The organism is Pseudomonas laurylsulfatiphila, assembly GCF_002934665.1.
Lineage (GTDB): Bacteria > Pseudomonadota > Gammaproteobacteria > Pseudomonadales > Pseudomonadaceae > Aquipseudomonas > Aquipseudomonas laurylsulfatiphila.
The window spans coordinates 1-18,968 of sequence record NZ_NIRS01000012.1 but is presented as its reverse complement, the minus strand read 5'-3'; the positions used below and the strand labels follow the sequence as shown (position 1 = coordinate 18,968).

13 protein-coding genes and 2 pseudogenes are annotated in these 18,968 nt (G+C 60.5%); 8 read left to right on the top strand and 7 right to left on the bottom strand.

Annotation, left to right across the window (positions count from 1 at the left end; all coding sequences use genetic code 11):
- Positions 1–482: 482 nt before the first annotated feature.
- The 6 genes and pseudogenes from CD175_RS30875 (at position 483) to CD175_RS30850 (ending at position 6,659) form a co-directional block, all read left to right on the top strand.
- Positions 483–1,646: a thiolase C-terminal domain-containing protein gene (locus CD175_RS30875; protein WP_104451631.1), complete on the top strand. Its 1,164-nt coding sequence runs from the start codon at positions 483–485 to the stop codon at positions 1,644–1,646.
- Positions 1,647–1,709: 63 nt separating this feature from the next.
- Positions 1,710–2,300: pseudogene (locus CD175_RS30870) on the top strand (DUF1302 domain-containing protein); the annotation flags it as partial.
- Positions 2,301–2,302: 2 nt separating this feature from the next.
- A pseudogene (locus CD175_RS30865) lies at positions 2,303–2,773 on the top strand (acyl-CoA dehydrogenase family protein); the annotation flags it as partial.
- A gap of 70 nt (positions 2,774–2,843) precedes the next feature.
- The gene (locus tag CD175_RS30860) at positions 2,844–3,314 is read left to right on the top strand and encodes an acyl-CoA thioesterase (RefSeq protein ID WP_104451630.1); all 471 of its coding nucleotides are present in this window, start codon (positions 2,844–2,846) and stop codon (positions 3,312–3,314) included.
- Positions 3,315–3,387: 73 nt separating this feature from the next.
- On the top strand, positions 3,388–4,803 hold the full coding sequence (locus CD175_RS30855; RefSeq protein WP_104451629.1) for a DUF1254 domain-containing protein: 1,416 nt from the start codon (positions 3,388–3,390) through the stop codon (positions 4,801–4,803).
- Between the two features lie 83 nt (positions 4,804–4,886).
- On the top strand, positions 4,887–6,659 hold the full coding sequence (locus CD175_RS30850; RefSeq protein WP_104451628.1) for an alkyl sulfatase dimerization domain-containing protein: 1,773 nt from the start codon (positions 4,887–4,889) through the stop codon (positions 6,657–6,659).
- Between the two features lie 429 nt (positions 6,660–7,088).
- On the opposite strand, the gene CD175_RS30845 is transcribed toward CD175_RS30850, so the two are convergent.
- The 5 genes from CD175_RS30845 to CD175_RS30825 form a co-directional block, all read right to left on the bottom strand.
- Positions 7,089–8,450: a DUF1329 domain-containing protein gene (locus tag CD175_RS30845; RefSeq protein WP_104451627.1), complete on the bottom strand. Its 1,362-nt coding sequence runs from the start codon at positions 8,448–8,450 to the stop codon at positions 7,089–7,091.
- Positions 8,451–8,459: 9 nt separating this feature from the next.
- A complete protein-coding gene (locus CD175_RS30840; protein ID WP_104451626.1) occupies positions 8,460–10,244 on the bottom strand; it encodes a DUF1302 domain-containing protein in 1,785 nt (594 codons plus the stop codon).
- A 57-nt stretch (positions 10,245–10,301) separates the two neighbouring features.
- Positions 10,302–10,685, bottom strand: coding sequence for a c-type cytochrome (locus tag CD175_RS30835; protein ID WP_104451625.1), 384 nt, complete (start codon positions 10,683–10,685; stop codon positions 10,302–10,304).
- A gap of 212 nt (positions 10,686–10,897) precedes the next feature.
- Positions 10,898–12,349: an arylsulfatase gene (locus CD175_RS30830; RefSeq protein WP_104451624.1), complete on the bottom strand. Its 1,452-nt coding sequence runs from the start codon at positions 12,347–12,349 to the stop codon at positions 10,898–10,900.
- Positions 12,350–12,457: 108 nt separating this feature from the next.
- The gene (locus CD175_RS30825; protein WP_104451623.1) at positions 12,458–13,930 is read right to left on the bottom strand and encodes a flavin monoamine oxidase family protein; all 1,473 of its coding nucleotides are present in this window, start codon (positions 13,928–13,930) and stop codon (positions 12,458–12,460) included.
- Between the two features lie 368 nt (positions 13,931–14,298).
- Between CD175_RS30825 and CD175_RS30820 the strand changes: the two genes are divergently transcribed.
- On the top strand, positions 14,299–15,306 hold the full coding sequence (locus CD175_RS30820; RefSeq protein ID WP_104451622.1) for an AraC family transcriptional regulator: 1,008 nt from the start codon (positions 14,299–14,301) through the stop codon (positions 15,304–15,306).
- Positions 15,307–15,375: 69 nt separating this feature from the next.
- Here CD175_RS30820 and CD175_RS30815 read toward each other — a convergent pair whose 3' ends face one another.
- The gene (locus tag CD175_RS30815; RefSeq protein ID WP_104451621.1) at positions 15,376–16,479 is read right to left on the bottom strand and encodes a CaiB/BaiF CoA transferase family protein; all 1,104 of its coding nucleotides are present in this window, start codon (positions 16,477–16,479) and stop codon (positions 15,376–15,378) included.
- A gap of 150 nt (positions 16,480–16,629) precedes the next feature.
- Between CD175_RS30815 and CD175_RS30810 the strand changes: the two genes are divergently transcribed.
- The gene (locus CD175_RS30810) at positions 16,630–17,493 is read left to right on the top strand and encodes an MBL fold metallo-hydrolase (RefSeq protein ID WP_104451620.1); all 864 of its coding nucleotides are present in this window, start codon (positions 16,630–16,632) and stop codon (positions 17,491–17,493) included.
- 464 nt (positions 17,494–17,957) lie between these two features.
- Here CD175_RS30810 and CD175_RS30805 read toward each other — a convergent pair whose 3' ends face one another.
- Positions 17,958–18,563, bottom strand: a complete 606-nt coding sequence (locus tag CD175_RS30805; protein ID WP_104451619.1) for a class I SAM-dependent DNA methyltransferase — start codon at positions 18,561–18,563, stop codon at positions 17,958–17,960.
- Positions 18,564–18,968: the final 405 nt, after the last annotated feature.

The window sequence follows — 18,968 nt, the reverse complement described above, 5'->3', positions numbered from 1 at the left end:
TGGATATACGCGGCGCATTTGAGTCCATCGCCAGCAGGCTGGCTCCTACAGTTTCAGCGTGGGCATGTTCCCTTGTAGGAGCTGGCTTGCCAGCGATGGTCGTCAACGATAACGCGGGTCAACTGGATGAGCGCGGCGCGCTTGAGTCCATCGCCAGCAGGGTGGCTCCTACAGTTTCAGCGTGGGCATGTTCCCTAGTGGGAGCTGGCTTGCCAGCGATGGTCGTTAACGATAACGCGGGTCAACTGGATGAGCGCGGCGCGCTTGAGTCCATCGCCAGCAAGCTGGCTCCTACAGTTCTCCGGAAATCTTTTTTACCCCCCTTGTTCTTCCTCCCCCCCTGACGATGGGGGGGTTGGATCGCGCCTGACCGATAGTCTGGACCTCACTTGAACCAACCCGGCCGCGCGGATGTTCCGCTCGCCGAGCGTTGCTCGAAGACAAGAGAGGATCGGCATCAGCCGACTATCGAGGTAAGGCGTATGAGTCAAAGCGTGCTGATTGCGGGGGTGGGCATGTCTGCGTTCGTCCCGCTGGGCGCTGGCGACAGTGTCGCTGCGTTGGCGGGCAGGGCGATCCGCCAGGCGCTCGACGATGCGCGCATTGACTATGACCTGGTCGACCAGGTGTTCAGTGCCTGCGTCAGCAGCGCAGTCGGTTGCACGGAGCAGGTCCTGGCCCAGATCGGCCTGACCGGTGTCCCGGTGTTTTCCCTCGCGGACGGCTGCACGGCAGCCAGCAGTGCCTTGCAGCTGGCGCGTCACAGCGTGTTGTCCGGTCAGGCCGAATGCGCATTGGCACTGGGCTTCGAATGCATGCCAGCGAACGTTACCCACCGCGCCTTCTTTGGTCTGGACGATAGCGCGCCGCAGGCCTGGGACGGCCTCGGCCAGCCCGATGCCTGCCAGGCTCATTTTGCCCGGCGCGAGCATCCGGCCGCGCTGTTCGCGGCCCAGACCAGTTGGTTGCTGACCCGCATGGGTGTGGCCCAGAGCAGCTTCGAACAGGTACTCAGCCAGGCCCGGAGCAAGGCCATGCTCAACCCCATGGCCGTGCTCAACCGCTGCACGGCACTCGATGGCTGGCGGGCTCGCTACCTTTGCCCGCCGGCGAGCGGGGCGGCGGCGGTGCTGCTGTGCACCCCGGGTTTCCTGGCCCGCTACGGCGCCCGCGGTGGGGTGGCCGTCAGGGCCTGTGTGCGCGGTAGCGACCTGGCCTCCGAGCAGGAGTCCGGCTGTGTGCTCGATGTGCTGGGGCGCGCCACGACCCGGCGGGTTGCGCAACTGGCGTATGAGCACGCCGGTATCGGTGCCGACGAGATTGAGGCCGTGGAGCTGCATGACCAGAGCGTCGGCGACTTCATGGTGTACAGCGCCGCCCTGGGATTGTGCCGGGAGGAAGGTATCGACGGCTTCGTGCGCGAACGACGCAACAGTCGCGGCGCCTTGGTCGATGTCTGCGCCTCCGGCGGATTGCTCGGTCGCGGCCATGCCCCGGGAGCAACGGGGCTGGCGCAAATCACTGAATTGGTCTGGCAGTTGCGCGGCACGGCGCCGTCCAGGCACGACAACGGTGTCCGGACGGCCCTTGCGCACAACGCGGCGCTGGGTCGTTCGGTATCGGTAACCATCCTGCAGCGCACCTAAGGACAGCGTCGCAGTGCCGTTTCAATGCGTTTTCATGAACCACAGAGAAGGTGAGCCCGTTAGATGAACAACAACAATAAGATCTGCCATGCAAACCTGCGTCGAGGGCTTTTGGCTACAGCAATCCTGGCCGGGATGGGCATCGCGCCCGCGCAAGCCCTGGAAATCGATACGGGCAACGAAGACCTGTCGGTGCGCTTCGACAACACGTTCAAGCTCAACTATGGCCAGCGCGTGGAAAGTGCCAACAGCAAGCTGGCCAACAGCTGGAACAACAATGATGGCAACCGCAACTTCTCATCGGGCAGTGCGGTGTCCCAGCGCCTGGACGTGCTCTCGGAACTGGACGTGGTCTTCAAGCAGAAGGCCGGCTTTCGCGTCAGTGCCAACAGCTGGTACGACCATGCCTATGACAATGTCGGCAGTGCCAACGCCTCGACCAACCAGCTCAACAACGGCGTACCGGACTCACGCCATATCAGCGGTTATGCCGACCGTTACTACAACGGACCGTCTGCGGAAATCCTCGATGCCTTCGTGTTTGGCAGCACCGAGGTCGGTGACGAAACCCTGCTCAGCGCCAAGCTGGGCAGCCATACCCAGTACTGGGGCGAAAGCATTCTGGCCTTCGCCCACGGCAACAGGGGCGCTCAGGGAACGTGCTCGGCGATGTACCGGGGCAGGGCTTCATTCAGTTGATGAGGGAACTGGCCTGGGAGCGCTTGTCGATTGCCGTCAGCAGCATTTCCGGTGCCCAGGCCGTGCTCGATCACACCATCGACTACACCCGTGGCCGTACCGTGTTCGGCAAGCCGATCATCGATTTCCAGAACTCGCGCTTCAAACTCGCCGACCTGAAAGCCGAGATCACCGTCGGCCAGACCTACGTCGATCGCTGCATGGAACTGTGCCTGGCGCACAAGCTGACCAGCGAAGCCGCGGCGGCGGCCAAGCTGTATTGCTCGGAACTGTATTCGAAGGTGGTCGATCAGTGCCTGCAACTGCACGGTGGCAACGGCTACATGCTCGAGTACCCGGTAGCGCGGCATTACCTGGATAGCCGCGTGACGCGCATTTATGGCGGTGCCAACGACATCATGCGCGAGCTCGTGGCGCGCACGCTCTGAGACTGACAGCGGTTGCGCAGCGCCAGGCCGCCGCGCAACCGCCAAACGATGAACAGACAGGGTAAGTGCAATGAATGATTTGAACGAAGCGAACCGGGCGCGTTACGGCGTGGAACAGGGTTGGTGGTTCGCCAAGGAACTGGAGACGCGCTGGAGCGACCTGGATCCTTACGGCCATGCCAACAATGGTGCGTACCTCACCTGGTGCGAAGAGGCACGGGTCGGCTATCTGACCGAAATTGGTGTGCCGCGCCTCACTGCGGATACACCGGGGCCGGTGATCAAGGACGTCGGCTTCACCTACGACCGGCCGGTGTTCCAGGGTGAAAAAATCCTCGTGTGCGCGCGGATTGCCTGGATCAGGAAAACCAGTTTTCGCATGGAGTTTTCGGTGTGGAACGGCTCACTGGTCGGTCACGGCTATTCGGTCTGCGTCTGGCTGGTGAACCAGACCGGTGAGCGCGTCACCGTACCGGATCATCTGCGCAGCAGGATGGTCGAGGTTGATGGCTGTGAGCTGCTGTCGGCGACATCGGCGTAACAGGCATCTCCATTCGCCTTCGAGCCGGACGGACCTGCCTCTTTTTTCATTGAACGACAGGAAGAGCTCAACGATGAAAATTTCATGTTCCTCCCTCTCACCCCTCGTCCTTGCGCTGATGCTGACACCGGCACTGGCTAAAGATGAAAAAACGATCCCCCCTGTAGGCGACTGGCAAGAACAGTACGCTTACTCGGTCGGCGTGCAGGCGTATATCTACGCCTTCCCCATCCTGCAATTGGCGACGTTGCGGCACAAATGGGCCACTGATGCGGCGTCCTTCCCGTATGCGGCCCCCAACCATTTTTACCACTTCAGGGACATCGTCGATGCCGACTACAAGGATGGCGGCTCGCCCAACAACGATACGCTGTACTCATGGGGCTTCTTCGACCTGAGCAAGGAGCCGGTAGTCCTGGCCCATCCTGACATGGGCGAGCGTTATTTCGTGTTCCAGCTGGCGGACATGTACGCCGACAACTTTGGCTATGTCGGCAAACGCACGACGGGATCGAAGGCGGGCGCGTTCCTCATCGTCGGCCCCGACTGGCAGGGGGAAACTCCGGCCAACGTGCAAGGTGTGATTCGAGCCCGCACGCCCCACGCGTTGGTGTTCGGACGCACCTTTGTCGAAGACCGCAATGATGTTGCGGCCGTCAACAAATTGCAGGACCAGTACCAGGTCGTGCCCCTGAGTTTGTGGGACAAGCCCGGCGCGACGCTGCCTGAAAATCGCGATGTACAGGTGCCCGCCGACAGCCAGCGCGACCCACTGGCGGACTGGAAGACGATCAACCAGTCCATGGCGCAGAACCCGCCTGCGGCAAAGGACAAACAGCTGCTCGAGCTGTTTGCGACAGTGGGTATCGGCCCCGGCCTGAATGGCCAACTCGACCTGCTTGATGAGGCGAGCAAGCGCGGACTGGCTCGCGCTGCGCAGGGTGGTCGACCCATGGTCGGTGGAATGTCTGCGGCAGGCGTGGCCAACAAACCCGTCAATGGCTGGCATTTCTCGCGCAAGAACGGTGGACGCGCCGGCCTTGAAGATGACTTCCGTGGCCGGGCAATCTGCGCCGCCGGGGGCATCATCTGTAACGAACCGCAGGAGGCGACTTACATTGTGGCGTATGCCGATGTCGATGGTCAGCCGCTTGACGGCAACAAGCGCTACATCTTGCATTTCGCCAAGGGCCAACTGCCGCCGGTCAAGGAATTCTGGTCACTGACCCTGTATGGCCCGGATAAAAACCTGGTCGACAACCCGATCAATCGCTATGCGATTCGGGATCGCACGCCAGGGGTCAAGCAGAATGCCGATGGTTCGATGAGTCTCTATCTGCAGAATGATTCGCCGGGCAAGGACAAGGAATCCAACTGGCTGCCTTCACCCAGGCAGGGGCGTTTTTACCTGGCGCTCCGGGCCTACGTACCGGACGACGCGGTGCTGAACCAGACCTGGCAACCACCGACAGTCAAGCAGATGGATTGATTGACCCACGAATGTCCTCACTCGGCGGTATCCCGCCACGCGTTACGTTGCCCTATAGAACAACAACCACAAAGGAGTGATTTATGCCGCGTTTCCCGCTGTCTCCACTGTTCGTCGGCCTGCTCGCCGCCAGCGTCGCGCTGCCTGTCCTGGCCGACGAGTCACTGTTCATGGGTGCTCCGGTTCAGGTGGGGCACACCACCAGCGGTGCGCTGATCAACCAGGCGGTCATCGACAATGCCAGGCTCGTCAGGCATCAGAACAGTGAACCCTACAAACTCACCGAGGGGGTGTGGATTCTCCCTGGCCTGATGCTCAATTCGGCCGTGATCGAAGGCCCCGACGGGCTGATCGTCTGGGACACCGGCGAAGGCCTGGCCGATGGCAAGCGCTACCGGGAAGAGATCCGAAAATTCAGTGACAAGCCGATCAAGGCCATCATCTACAGCCACTCTCATTACACCAAAGGTGCCCGCACACTGGTCGAGGGCGAGAAGGATGTGCTGACCATCGGCCATCCCAAGCTCAATGAGAATATGCAGATCAGCGGCCTGGGGTCGTACTACTCGGAGGTCGAACCGCTGCCGCGTGCCCGCGCGTACCAGCACGCGCAGATCGCCTTGCCGGAGCAAGGGCCGGATGGCAAGGCCGGTTTCGCGGTGTCGATGGGTGAAAGCGGCTTTATTCCGGTGAACACACCCGTGCAGCATGGCCAGGAAATGGTGGTCGCAGGGGTGCGCCTTAAATTCCTCACCCGTGGTGGCTCCGACACTGACGATACCATTGCCGTCTGGCTGCCGGACCGCAAGGTCGCGCTGAACAACCCGGTGTGGCCGTGGATGCCCAACTTCTACACCCCGCGCGGTGCCAAGTACCGCGAGCCGCGCGACTGGACCCTGGGCCTGCAGGACCTGATCGATCTTCAGCCCGAGTACCTGATCAATCAACATTCCCTGCCGGTTTCCGGCAAGGAAAACGTGCTGCAAACCCTGGGCAACTACCGGGATTTCATCAACCTGGTGCTCGACCAGACCCTGCGTGGGATTCTCCAGGGCAAGGGACCGGAAGACCTGCGCGATTTCATCCGGCTGCCCCGGCACCTGGCAGAAGACCCCTGGATGTTCGAGTCCTACGGTCAACTGGATTGGTACGCACCCGCCATCATGGAGCATGCACTGGGTTGGTGGGACGGCGATGCTGCAAGCCTGGTGAAGCTGCCGCCGCAGGCCAGTGCAGAGCGGCTGGTGCCGTTGCTGGGCGGGCGCGACAAGGTGCTCGCCGAGGTGCGCAAGGCGCAAGCGAAGGGCGAACTGGCGTGGGCCTTGGAACTACTGGGGTATCAGTTCCGCCTGACACCAGACGATGCGGAAGTCAAACAACTCAAGGCTGACCTGCTGCGACGCAGCGCCAATGTGGCCACCGCGAGCATCACCCGCGCGTTCATGCTGAACCAGGCACTGGCGTTGGAAGGCAAGATCAAGCTGCCCCGGGTGATACCGCCCAATGCGGCACAGATTACTGCCAATCCGCCGCGCTTCGTCGACGAGTTGCGGGTGCGTGTCGATCCGGTCAAGGCTCAGGACACCGATGCGGTGATGCGCTTCGATTTTGTCGACGGCACTCAATCCTCGGTGGCGCTGCACGTGCGCCGAGGCGTGGCGCAGTTCGTTGCGGCGCCGGCGACTTACTCGCAGAAGGCTGATTACGTGCTGCGCCTCGATGCAGCGACGTTCGCCGCGCTGTTCCTGAACAAGCAGGGGCTGTCCGAGTTGCAGGGGAGCGGCAAGGTCGAGTTGACCGGAGACGAGAAGGGCGCCTCGGCGTTTCTCGCGTTGTTCGATCCGTACAAGGTCTAGTCGGCGAATGCTGCTGCGCAAGTGGCAGACAAAACAAAGCAGGATCAAAAGATCGCAGCCTTCGGCAGCTCCTACAGGGAAACGCATTCCAATGTAGGAGCTGCCGAAGGCGGCGATTTTTTGATCCTGGCTGCTGTCCAGCCACATCGACTCGGCAAATATCCCCAATCCCTGTGGGAGCTGGCTTGCCAGCGATGGCGGCCTGACAGCCGACCAATACCGTCACAGCCAAATCAACACCAGGATCAAAAGATCACAGCCTTCGGCAGCTCCTACAGGTGTACGCGTTTCCATGTAGGAGCTGCCGAAGGCTGCGATCTTTTGATCTTATCGTCAGGCCCACGGAGAAGGACCGGCACAAGAGCATGCCGGTCCACAATCAGCCTAGAGCCCAAGTGAACAGTTGCGGGTTCACCTGCAACCCGTCAATCAACGCAACCCATCAGTACGCAAGGCCGCCGGCGTGTAGTCAAACACCTTCGCCGTCAGCCCATACTGCGTATTGCGCGCCTCTTCGTTGCGCAAGCCCAGGACCAGATAGCGTCCGGAAATCACGTCGTACAGCGTTTCAGCGGCAGCGTACGTAGTCTGCTGGTCGTAGCGAAACAGCGGATGACCTTCAGCGACACGCCACAGTTGGCCACGGCCGTCATAGTGATCGACCTCGACGATTTGCCAGGTGTCCTCGTCGATATACATATGGCGCTTGGAGTAGATATGCCGTGCATCCGACTTGAGTGTCGCCACGACTTCCCAGACGCGGTGCAACTCGTAACGCGTGTGGTCCGGATTGATGTGGCCGGCCTTGACGATGTCATCGTATTTCAGCGCAGGGGATTCCAGTTTGTAGCTGTTGTACGGGATGTAGATTTCCTTTTTGCCCACCAGCTTCCAGTCATAACGGTCCGGGGCACCGTTGAACATGTCCAGGTTATCGGCGGTGCGCAGACCGTCGGAGGCTGAACCCGGGCCGTCATAGGCCAGTTGAGGCGCGCGGCGTACCCGGCGTTGCCCGGCACTGTAAACCCAGGCCAGACGAGGTTCCTTCACCTGGTCGAGCGTCTCGTGGACCAGCGCCACGGTGCCGGCCAGTCGCGCCGGCGCGGTGACTTGCTGCTTGTAGAAGTACAGGAGGTTGTCGGCGCGCTCCGCCGGCAGATCCTGGACGCTCTCCGGATAGATGGTTTCTTCATCGAAACGCACCAGGGTGTAGTCACCGTCTACCTGTGGAGTGGCCTGGACATAGCTGCGGCGTGCACTGCCACCCAGGTAGCGGGTGATGTGGTTCCACACCACTTCTTCACCGTTCTTCGGAATCGGATAGGCGAAGTAACCATGGAAGTTCGCCACGCCGTCACCCTTGTTGGTCGGCTCAACTTTCAACGCATTCTGCTTGGCCTCATCGGCGATGGCCTGTGGTACCGACGCCGTACGATGCGTCGGGTAGACCGGGATTTTGTAGGTCTGCGGATAACGCTTGAACAGCGCCATCTGGCCATCGGTCAACTTGGCCTGGTACTGCGTGGCATTGGCGGCAGTGATCACGAACAGCGGTTTTTCCGCAGCGAACGGGTCGGAGACGAAGCCGTTGGCCGATACCTGGCCCGCCGTCTTCGGCAAGCCACCGGTCCATGCCGGAATGCTGCCGTCGGCATTGCCCGATTTCTCGGCACCGAGCGGAGTGAGTTCAGTGCCAAGCTTGTTGGCCTCGCCAGCGGGTACAGCCGCCATGACATGGCAAGCCAACAGGCTGAGTGCCAGGATGCAACTTTTCTGAATTGTCTTGTTCATTATCAAGCCTTAAAAGTTAACGCCGAAGCTCAGCGCCACGAAATCGCGGTCGACCGAAGTGTTGAAATCGCCACCGAAGTTGTTGGTGTAACTGAGGCTGGCGGTGTAGGTGTTGCGGTAATCGGCATCGAGACCCAGGCCGACAGACTTTGAACCCTCGGTAAACACCGGGCTGTAGCCGGAAACGTCATGGGACCAGAACAGGTTCGGGGTCAGGTTCACGCCGGCAAAGACGTTGGTGTAGGCCAGCTTGGCGTAGGCGCGGTAGCCCCAGGACGAGGTGGTGTAGTAACCGTTGCGTCCGCCCTGGTTGATGTCCCCGTAGACTGAGTCCCGGCCGTAACGCTGCTTGTTGAGCGACTCGAGGCCGCCGATGTGGGTAACGCCGATTTCGCTGGCGACGCTCAGGTAGTCAGCACCCAGCATCGGGTCAAAGATATGCACGAAAGAGGTTTGCGCCTGGGTGACTTCCTTGCGGCGGTAGCCCTGGATGACCTGGCCTTCTTCGCCGTCGACGGTCGATTCGGCATTTGCACCGGTCAGCGCGCGGAAGGCCGGGTTCAACAAACCACCGCCAAGGTCGGCACTGTTGATCGTTATCGGGGCATTGGGCCGGTAGCTGATCTCGCCGCTCCAGGCGGTGCCATCGGGCAGCGTGGTCGCGAAGCTCAGGCCGTAGAGGTGGATGTCTTCCGGGTAATCCAGGGAGTAGCTGCCATTGCCGGCAGCGGTCGCCAGGCCCAGGGCGAATTGTTCGTCCGGGCCCAGGCCGCTGGCAGGCAACACGTTGTTGATGAAGTTGGTCACGCCACTCGCCGGGCGCAGGGCCAGGGTCGGGGTGCGCGAGTGGTAGTTCATGTAGTAGGCACCGTATTCAGTGCCGTCACCCAGCCAGTGCAACGCCAGGCCGAACTGACCACCGTCGCGCGCCTCGTGGTCTTTGCCCCGCGGGACGAATACACCTTCACGGCCATTGAAGCCAAAGCCCAGCCCTGCCGCGGCGGCGATGGGTTCGAGCGGCTTGACTTCAGCCAGACCGGCGGTGAAGTTGTTGTTGCAACCCTTGGCGATCGGATCGGCGCCGAAGAAAGTGCCGCAGTTGTCCAGGGCGTAGGGTTGCCATTCGAGCTGGTAGAAGGCCTCGAGATTCAAATTGTCGGTCAGACCTTGCGACACGTAGAGCATGTTGACCGGAATCAGACCTTCCTTGATCTCCGCGCCCGGGCGACGCAGGGCCGCGACATCGAGCGGGTTGATCGAGTTGATCGAGTTGCCGATGAACAGGCTTTCCCCCCAGCTCACGACTTGTTTGCCCAGGCGAACATCCCCGGAGCGATCGGCAATGGAGTATTTCTGCGCCACGAAGGCGTCGAGTATTTCTGTGCCGGAAGACCGCGCGGACATGTCGCGGCCGTCGTCACTGATTGGCTTGAACGGACGGTTCTCGTCCTTGAGCTCGAAGTCGTACCAGTATTTGCCCCGCACAAAGGCGCGGGTGTCTCCGTAGGTCAACTGAAGGTCATGCACGCCCTTGAAGATCTTCGAGAAGGTCTCGCCTTTCTTGAAATTCTGTCGGCCGTCGTCGCCGCCGGAGGAGAAGCCGCTGCCGCCATTGGTGGTGTCGATCAGCTTCTGGCTCGGCGCCTGGGTGCCCCAACTGGCACCGATCGACAGTGCTGAGTCGAACTGACCCTGGATCTCGCCGATGTTGAAATCGACCGCGAGCGCCTGACCCATGGTCGCGGCCGAAACCCCGGCCGCCAACAGGCAGCGATTGAATGTTTTGCTGTGCACTGGGTGTTCCTTATTGTTGTTGTCTTGTGTTGTTGAGCAGAGGGCAGTGGCTGCGCGTCAGCTCTTGGTCTGCAGGAAACACAGCACTGCCTGGCGTTCCTCGGCCTTGCGCAGGCCGCCAAAGGCCATGGCGGTTTCGGGGAATTTCTTTGCCGGGGCTGTCAGGAATTGGTCGAGTTGCTCGACGTTCCACGTTGACTTTGCAACGGCCAGGCCTGCCGTGTAGGTGAAGCCCGGCACCGAGCCGATCGGGCGACCGACGACCGCGGCCAATTTGGGCCCCACCCGACTTTCGTCGAGCGCATGGCAAGCGCTGCACTTGGTCTGGAACACTTGTTGGCCAGCACTGGCGTCGCACTCCGCGGCCTGGCTGATGCCATGTGCCATTGCGAAACCGCTGGAAAGGATGGCCAATGCCAATCCGCGAATGGTTGTCTGCATCGTGTATCCCACTGCTAACCGGGTCTTACCGCCGTTGTGGAGTAAGTGCGGATAAGGTGGCAGTTGAAGGGGGCGGATGAATCGCTGGATGGCGACAGGGTTTCTAGCTTTCGGCGCCAATCATCAAAATCAAAAGATCGCAGCCTTCGGCAGCTCCTACAGAGGATCGCGTACACCTGTAGGAGCTGCCGAAGGCTGCGATCTTTTGATGTTTATTTCGGTGGGCTGTACGGATCCGGTGTCCCGGCTTCAATCGGTGGATACTGTTTGAGGCTCGCCTTCAAATCCCCGACGATTTTCATCATTGGCCTCACGATCCAGGTGTTCTGCGCAAGGACATCATGCTCCTCGCGCAGGTCGGTCAGCAGGTTGATGCCTTTCGCCACGGGCAACACCTGCGGTGGGTCGTACATGTTCTCCTGCCAGATGAAGTGCAATTTCCAGTTGCGCCATTTGACAGCCGTCAACCGGTCGGCCACATAGGCCGGGAAACCTTCGCGGCTGGATTTTTCCTGTTTGCCGGTGAAGAAGTCCAACTGATCCACCCCGTCAATCGGCCGATCCTGCGGCACTTGTGCGCCCCCCACATGGGCGAGGGTGGTGTACAGGTCGACAATGTGCACGACGTCATTGGTGACGCGGCCACCGCTGATTTTCCCCGGCCAGCGCAGGATGAACGGCGCGCGCAGGCTTGCTTCCATGGCGGTGAAGTAGCTGCCGCGCCAAGGGCCGTTGGCGCCTTGCCAGGGGTAGGTCGCCTCACCGCCGTTGTCGCTGGCGAAAACCACCAGGGTATTGTCTTCAATGCCCGCCGCCTTGATCGCATCGAGAATCTGCCCGCTGCGATGATCCATCTCGGCCAGCGCATCGGCCCACGAACCATTCCCGGTCTTGCCGGCGAATTCCGGGTTGGGAAGGGTGGGCATGTGCACCAGGGAGAACGGTACATAGGCAAAGAAGGGTTTCCCCGCCTTGGCATTACGCTGGATGAAGTCCACCGCGCGGGTGGCGACTTGCGCGTCGAGCGTGCGCCGGGTCACCAGGTCCAGCCTGGCCACCTTGCGGGCCGGCTCGCCCTTGCGTGCTTCATAGATGTATTGCGCAGGTGCCAGTGACTCGTCCCAGCCCTGATTGCGCCCAATGGCCGGCTGTTCGTTGTCGGTGTCATCGGCGGCCGACCACATCGCTTCGTCATAGGTGCGCGGTATCCCGTACCACTCATCAAAACCCTGGTGAGTGGGAAAACGGTCCTCGTTGCTGCCCAGGTGCCATTTGCCCCAGATTCCGGTGGCGTAGCCGCGATCAGACAGTAACTCGGCAAGGGTGACTTCCCATTGCGTCAAACCATCCGGCGCACCGCCGCCGACCACTTTGTAGGTACCGGAGCGAATGGGAAAGCGCCCGGTCATCAGCGCCGAGCGCGAAGGCGTGCACTGCGGTTCGACGTTGAAATTGGTGAAGCGCACGCCTTCGGCGGCCAACTCATCGATACGCGGTGTTGGCGCACCACGCAGGATGCCGCCGCCGTATGCGCCGAGTTCGCCGTAGCCCAGGTTGTCCATCAGTATGACGACGATGTTGGGACTGGCCGGCTGTGCGAAGGCCGGCGCAGGGACGTTCAGTAGCGCTGCCGTGAGCGCAGCAATGGACGCTATGGAGTTCATCGACATTCCTTCGGGATCGGATTTTCTCGCTGCCGATGCGTCACCCGAATCGCCTTGCCTTGCCTGCAAGACGATTCGTCCAACGCTCGGCACTCAGGATGTGATGCGTCAGCCCAGCAACGTCTGCGTGCGCTTGGCGGCCTTGCCACCGGCGCTGATCGCGCCGTCGATGAAGCCGCGCCAGCCTTCGCCATGGTCGCCCTGACCGAAGATGACCCGACCGCGATCCTGCTGGAAATGGTCGTAGTATTTGCCCAGCCAGTTGGGTCTGTAGCTGCAGTAGGTGCCGCGCGAATAAGGGTCGAGCGTCCACTCGTAGCTGTAGCATTCCGTGACTTCGATGCCCGGGAAGAAGCTTTCGAAGACCTGCTGCACGGCGTCGCGGTCCTGGACGTCGAGCTTGTCCGGGTCGCTGCCGAAGCAGGCGAAAAGGGTGTGGTCATCGGCCTTGGCATAGGTGGTCACCAGGCTGAGCGGCTGCTGCGAGTCGGCGATGCCCGTGTATTTGCCTTCTACAGGCAGCTTACCCTTGGTCCGCACGAACACCTTCATCCCGCTGCCGGTATGGGTCTCCTTGGCGGCCGCCACCAGAGCAGGGTCCAGGGCAGGGGAGAACGCGATGCGCGGCAGCACGTTCATCGGCACCGCGACGATCACGGCGCCGGCCACGATGGTGTCGCCCTGTTGGGTGGTAATCAGCACCCGATCGCCCTTGTCTTCAACTTTGGCCACTGGAGTCGACAGGCGCACTTCGGGTTTACCGTCCGCGATCATTGCGTTGATCAGACTGATGGTGCCGTTCTTGAAGGTGTAGCGGCCAAGGGAATCGCTGAACTGCGACAGCTCCCAGCCCGGCAGAGACCACCAACGCAGCACGTCGGCATAGGACGCTTTGTCGCTCGTGGTGTGCGAAATGCCGGCGATGTAGGCGTCCACCACGGTGCGTTGCAGCGGCGTGAGCGAGAGCTGCGCATAACGGTCGGTCGCGCTCATCGCGTCCACGGCGCTGAGCTGATTCCAGGTGTACTTGGCGTCGTAGGGGCGCTCCCACAGCTTGCGAGCCTCGGCGAAGTAGGCATAGATCCCTTCGACGGCGCTCATCAAGTCCTTGCCCGCGAGTTCGATGCGTTTGCCCTCGTGGATCACCGACAAGGTGTCCTTGCCCGGTACGTGGTGCTCGGGGGTTTCCTTGAGTTGGAGGCCGTAACGCTCGACCTCACCCCAGACAAAAGGTTGGGTCCAGTGGATCCAGGTGCCGCCCAGCTCGATCTTGTGGCCGGCGAATTCGCTGCTGAACGTACGGCCACCGAGGCGATTGCGCGCCTCCAGCAGCAACGTCTTGTAGCCGTGCTTGCTGCTGTCGCGGGCAGCGGTCACCCCGGCGAAACCACCGCCAATGACCACCACGTCGTAATCGCAGCCAGCGCTCTTGCAACCCTGGTTGTTTTCTTGTGCCTGCACGCCATCGATGTGCGCCGCCCCCACAGCCACCGCCGCGCCAGCTGCACTGACGACCCCGGCATCGCGCAAAAACCTGCGCCGACTGACGCCACACTGGGTGTTCACTTCACGCTCCGTCATAGCCCAACCTCTTTATTGTTGCCATCGCCCTCGGGCGTTTAGCGCACAACGGTGACAGAGAGGCCCCGCCAAGAATCGCCTAACGGCGCCAGTCAATCTGACATCTGACGCCAGCCACAACGCACCGGGATATTTGCGTCTTCGCTAGTCCCCTGTAGGAGCGAGCCTGCTCGCGATGAACCCCGGAACACCGCGGTTATCCAGCAAGCGTGCGTTAACGTCAGCGACCATCGCGAGCAAGCTCGCTCCTACAGAACGATGACACCCCGAGGGGCGAGGGACGCCCCCCTTTTATTAGGGGTAGAGAGGTGGCGATGTTTGGAGTGTAATGGCTCGTGTTTCAAGGCGATCCGAGCAAGAGGCCCATCATGTCTCATGGCAACTACACGGTGTTTAGCGAGACGCTGCTGCAACGGCATAGCGAGATCTTCAGGCCCTACCTGGAGTCCGTTGGCTTGAGTCAGGATGTCGTCGATCGCGCAGACAGCGAGGTACCACTGAGCAGTTACGTTCAGCTTCTGGAGACGACTGCCGAACATGTCGACCCCTGCCTGGGGTTGCGCATGGGCCTGGGGCAGCTGAGTCCGCCGACTTCGGGAAGCTATCTGGGCGCCTTCGGACACGCTGCACGCAGTGCCAGGGATGTCCGCGCCATGCTCAACTTCATCAGCCGCTACCTGGTGGTACATGCCCACGCCAATGAGCTGACCTGGTACTTGCGCGGTGGACGTGTGGAAGTCCACTACCAGCTGACCGACCCGAGTATTACGCGGCGCCGACAGGATGCCGAGTTTGCGATGGCCGGGCTGTACGCCACACTGTGCAAAGTCACGAATAACAAGTTCGCCCCGCTGCGGGTCGATTTCGCCCATCCACAGCCCGCCGACATCAGCCTCCACCAGCAGGCGTTCCAATGTCCATTGCGGTTCGGCCAATCCATCAATGTGATGATCTGGCCAGGCGCAATGCTCGAAGAGCCTTTGGTCACGGCCGATGAGCGCCTCTTCCAGGCGTTACAGCCGTTTCTGGAAGAACAGCGCAAGAAGCGCATGGCGGATACCGAACTGACGTCACGCATCAGTCAGACCATTGCCGGCAATCTGCGAGCAGGCCACGTCGGCCTCGACGCGATCGCCAAGCAACTGGGTTTCAGTGCGAGGACATTGCAACGCCGCCTGCAAGAACAGGACCTGGAGTTCAACACGCTGGTCGAGGAAATCCGCATTGCCAAAGCGTTGGAATACATGGAGAACTCAACCCGCAGCATCAACGACATCGCGCTGGGGCTGGGCTACACCGAGGCCAGTTCGTTTACCCGGGCTTTCCGTCGCTGGACCGGGCTCAGTCCGCGCGAGTTTCGTCAGCATATTCGCTAAAACAACGAACAGCCCCTAAACGACAATGCCCGTATCCTGCGATACGGGCATTGTCGTTGTGGCGTTGCCTCAGAGCCAGTCGCGCAGCACCTGTTCAGTGTGCTCGCCACGTACAGGCAGCGGGCCCGGCCTGCCAGCCGGCGTACCACTGAAGCGAGGTGCCGGGTTGGCCTGGAGCATGCCATTTTCGCGGTCGAATACCTTGCGAGCCTGAAGGTGAGGGTGGTCCGCCGCCTCATCCAGGTTCAGTACCGGGGCGAAGCAGGCGTCAGTCCCCTCGAGGATTTCACACCATTGCTCGCGGGTACGCCGGGCGAAAATCGAAGCGAATTTCTCCCGCAGCTGCGGCCAGGTTTTCGGGTTGTAGCCGTTGGCGGTTTCCGGGTCGTCGCCCAGGCCAAGCTTCTCCCGCAGCAATGCATAGAAACGCGGCTCCAAGGACCCCACGGACACATACTTACCGTCGGCGCAAAGGTAAGTGTTGTACCAGTGCGGGCCATCGAGCCCGCTTTGCCCGCGCTCGTTGGGCAATTGACCACCGGCCTTGGCGCTCAGCAGCAAATTCTGCATGTGGGCGCAGCCATCGACGATCGCGGCATCGATGACCTGGCCCTTGCCGGTAGTGCGAGCGTTCATGACGCCGGCGAGCAAACCGATGGCCAGGTAGAGCGCACCACCGCCAACGTCACCCACCAGACTTGGCGGTGCAATCGGTGCCTGCCCGGGCTGGCCGGCATACCACAGCGCACCGGCCAGCGCGATGTAGTTCATGTCATGCCCGGCGGCCTGGGCCAGCGGACCATCCTGACCCCAACCGGTCATGCGGCCGTAGACCAGACGCGGATTGCGCGCCAGGCAAACATCCGGTCCGAGGCCCAGGCGTTCCATTACGCCGGGACGCATGCCTTCGATCAGGGCGTCACAGCTTTCTACCAGGCTCAGTACGGTCTGGATGCCTTCCGGGCTTTTGAGATCAACCCCGACGGAGCGTTTGCCGCGCTTATAGATAGCACCTGCGCCCATGTCGATTTCGTCAGCAGTCTGTGCGCCACGCTCCACCAGCACCACATCAGCGCCAAGATCGGCAAGCAGCATTCCACAAAAGGGTCCGGGCCCGAGCCCCGCAATTTCAAGAACCTTAAGGCCCGACAGCGGCCCTTGTTTCGTCTGCATAGCGCTCTCCATTGAAAGTTCAGTACGGGCCGATGATAGCGTTCGGACAAAACGCCCAACCCCACTCATTGGGGGTGGGTGGCAGTTCACGGCACTGGTTCAAGCTGCAAGCGATAACACGCCCATGGCCAGTCTGAAGAGGTAAGCATTGTGAACCGTAGCATTTCCACCTTGATCGGTAGAAACACCAAACTTGACGGTGGCATTGTCTTTGGCAATACGCCGCGTCTGCGCTGGGCAAACTGGATCAAGCCGGACCAGGACAACCTGGTGGACCTCGCCACGCGCGGCCTGCTGGTGCAGCAGGCCGGCAAAAATATCCTGATAGTCGCCGGAGCCGAGGCGCTTCTGGCTCCACCACCACGAACCTGCCGTTGTCAGCCGCGTGCTCCGGGGTTGCTGGACACCCTGGCCAAACTCGGGCTTGGCGAAGGTGATATCGATGCGGTCGTACTGCCTCATCTGCATGCGCAGCTATCAACTGAACTGGCTGGCCTGGTCAGGGAAGGGGAGATGCCGCGCCTGCTGTTTCCAAATGCGCACTACATCGTGGGTGAACGCCATTGGCAGCGTGCCCGGCACCCGCATCCGCGTGACAGAGGCCAGTTCGTCTCGCCGATCATTCACCGCCTCGAGGACAGTGGCCGCCTGGTGCTGGTCAATGGCGGCCGCTGTGACCAGCTCGGCGATGGCTGGCAGTTGCATGTCTGTGATGGCTATACACCGGGACATCTGGTGCCTGAAATCGCTATGCCGGGCGGTCCGGTGGTGTATGCCGGCGACCTGATCCCGGGCATCCATTGGCTTGACCTGGATATCACCAGCGCCTACGACCGCAATCCAGAGTGCGTGGTCGGCGAGAAGGAGCGCCTGCTCGACCACCTGGTGGCCAGCGGCGGTCGGTTGTTTTTTTCCCGGGATCCTGAGATCGCCATGATCAAGGTCACGCGCGATCGGCAGGCACGTTACACGCCCTTCGACCAGCACGCTTCGTTCAGCCGATTCGAGGCCTGAGCGAGGCTGCAAAAAAAACGCCGCTTATCTCACGATGGCGGCGTTTTTTTCTTATTGCAGTGCAGTATCAGGCCTGAACGACCAAGCGGCCAGCCAGCCCTGTCTGGCAAATAAAAAGTAGGGGCAGACCATTTAGCCGAGGAGGGTGACCGCCCGCACCGCCAAAATGGAACCTGCACCTACGAAAACTGTAAGTCGCTGACAATCAACAGGCTGGTACCGAACTTGATATATCGACGCTTTTGTTTCGACTTGATGTAAGCACCAAGCCGGACAGTTCCCAATTGTTGGCCATCACAGCGATGGAAACACCACCTTTTAAGGGGGGTAGCGCTTGAAGAACACCACTCAGCTAGCAGTAGGGTGCTCGTTTCTGCGCTGGTAAAGTATATAACTCAACTAAATGGTTGTTTAGTTTAGTTATAGGAATTACTTATATAAACGAGCAGGGCAAAGGGACGTTTCTAACTGCAAACAGCCAACCAGATCGTATGCCCACCACAAGCCGGATCTTCCGTTGTTTGCTCTACGACGCTAAAACCATGGGCATCGAGCAACGCAACATATTCATCGTGGTCCAGGCTGGCATGATAAAGCGTTTCACCCTCGAAGCTGCCCAACGCAATGCCATGGGCCGTTCCGCTGGTAAACATCAGAGCGGCACCAGGTTGGGCATGGGCCTGGAAAATCGGGAACATTCGACGCTGATCCTCAGGCGTCAGGTGAAAGAAACTGTCCCATGCCAGAATGCCAGCGTAACGCTGTTCAAGCGCCAATTGGCGCATGTCGGCCACATGCCAATCGTGCTGCGCAAAACGTTGCCGACACAAGGCGATCATCGCCATGGACGAATCAATGCCAGTCACAGTGTGTCCCGCGCCGATCAAGTAACCAGCCATGGGTTCGGCACAGCCACAGCCGATGTCGAGGACATGACCAGCCGCAACCGGCATGGCCTGGCGAAAACGATCCAGCCAGGATTGTTCGACCAGACGCCGCGAGCGAACACGATCCCATGTTTGAGCGTGACGTTCGTAGAGATCGATGATCTGATGGGCTGCTTCATGCATGAGGGAGAATCCTGGGGGGTGTGGTCGAGGGATGTGGCTGGGGTTTGAAATGTACCTTGGAGACGGCCTGTGTGGAATACCTATGAGTACGCATAATGTATATTATGTTAAATCAGGTATTATTTTGAAATGGTCAACCCGCTGTGACCGTTACTTAAAAATGATAGAGATGGCAGGAAAAAATGATACCGAGAGATCAATAGCTTAGATGGCTGCTTTGATTACCCCCCTTCGCTTGGTTACTTAAATGGGATAATCACGGATTGCTGCGGCGTAGGTGTTGCCGCTGACCGAAAACTGACCCAGTAATGGCTGTTCTGCCGACTGAAAACTGACCCAGGTGTTCAACTGCTTCTGCTCACTTTTCGAGCAGGAGAACACAGGGTGATCAGCATGGAAATGTTG

Coding starts and splice junctions, on each gene's coding strand:
- CD175_RS30875 (WP_104451631.1), top strand. CDS start 483: ATGAGTCAAAGCGTGCTGATTGCGGGGGTGGGCATGTCTGCGTTCGTC.
- CD175_RS30805 (WP_104451619.1), bottom strand. CDS start 18,563: ATGCATGAAGCAGCCCATCAGATCATCGATCTCTACGAACGTCACGCT.
- CD175_RS30855 (WP_104451629.1), top strand. CDS start 3,388: ATGAAAATTTCATGTTCCTCCCTCTCACCCCTCGTCCTTGCGCTGATG.
- CD175_RS30820 (WP_104451622.1), top strand. CDS start 14,299: ATGTCTCATGGCAACTACACGGTGTTTAGCGAGACGCTGCTGCAACGG.
- CD175_RS30860 (WP_104451630.1), top strand. CDS start 2,844: ATGAATGATTTGAACGAAGCGAACCGGGCGCGTTACGGCGTGGAACAG.
- CD175_RS30825 (WP_104451623.1), bottom strand. CDS start 13,930: ATGACGGAGCGTGAAGTGAACACCCAGTGTGGCGTCAGTCGGCGCAGG.
- CD175_RS30830 (WP_104451624.1), bottom strand. CDS start 12,349: ATGAACTCCATAGCGTCCATTGCTGCGCTCACGGCAGCGCTACTGAAC.
- CD175_RS30835 (WP_104451625.1), bottom strand. CDS start 10,685: ATGCAGACAACCATTCGCGGATTGGCATTGGCCATCCTTTCCAGCGGT.
- CD175_RS30815 (WP_104451621.1), bottom strand. CDS start 16,479: ATGCAGACGAAACAAGGGCCGCTGTCGGGCCTTAAGGTTCTTGAAATT.
- CD175_RS30845 (WP_104451627.1), bottom strand. CDS start 8,450: ATGAACAAGACAATTCAGAAAAGTTGCATCCTGGCACTCAGCCTGTTG.
- CD175_RS30850 (WP_104451628.1), top strand. CDS start 4,887: ATGCCGCGTTTCCCGCTGTCTCCACTGTTCGTCGGCCTGCTCGCCGCC.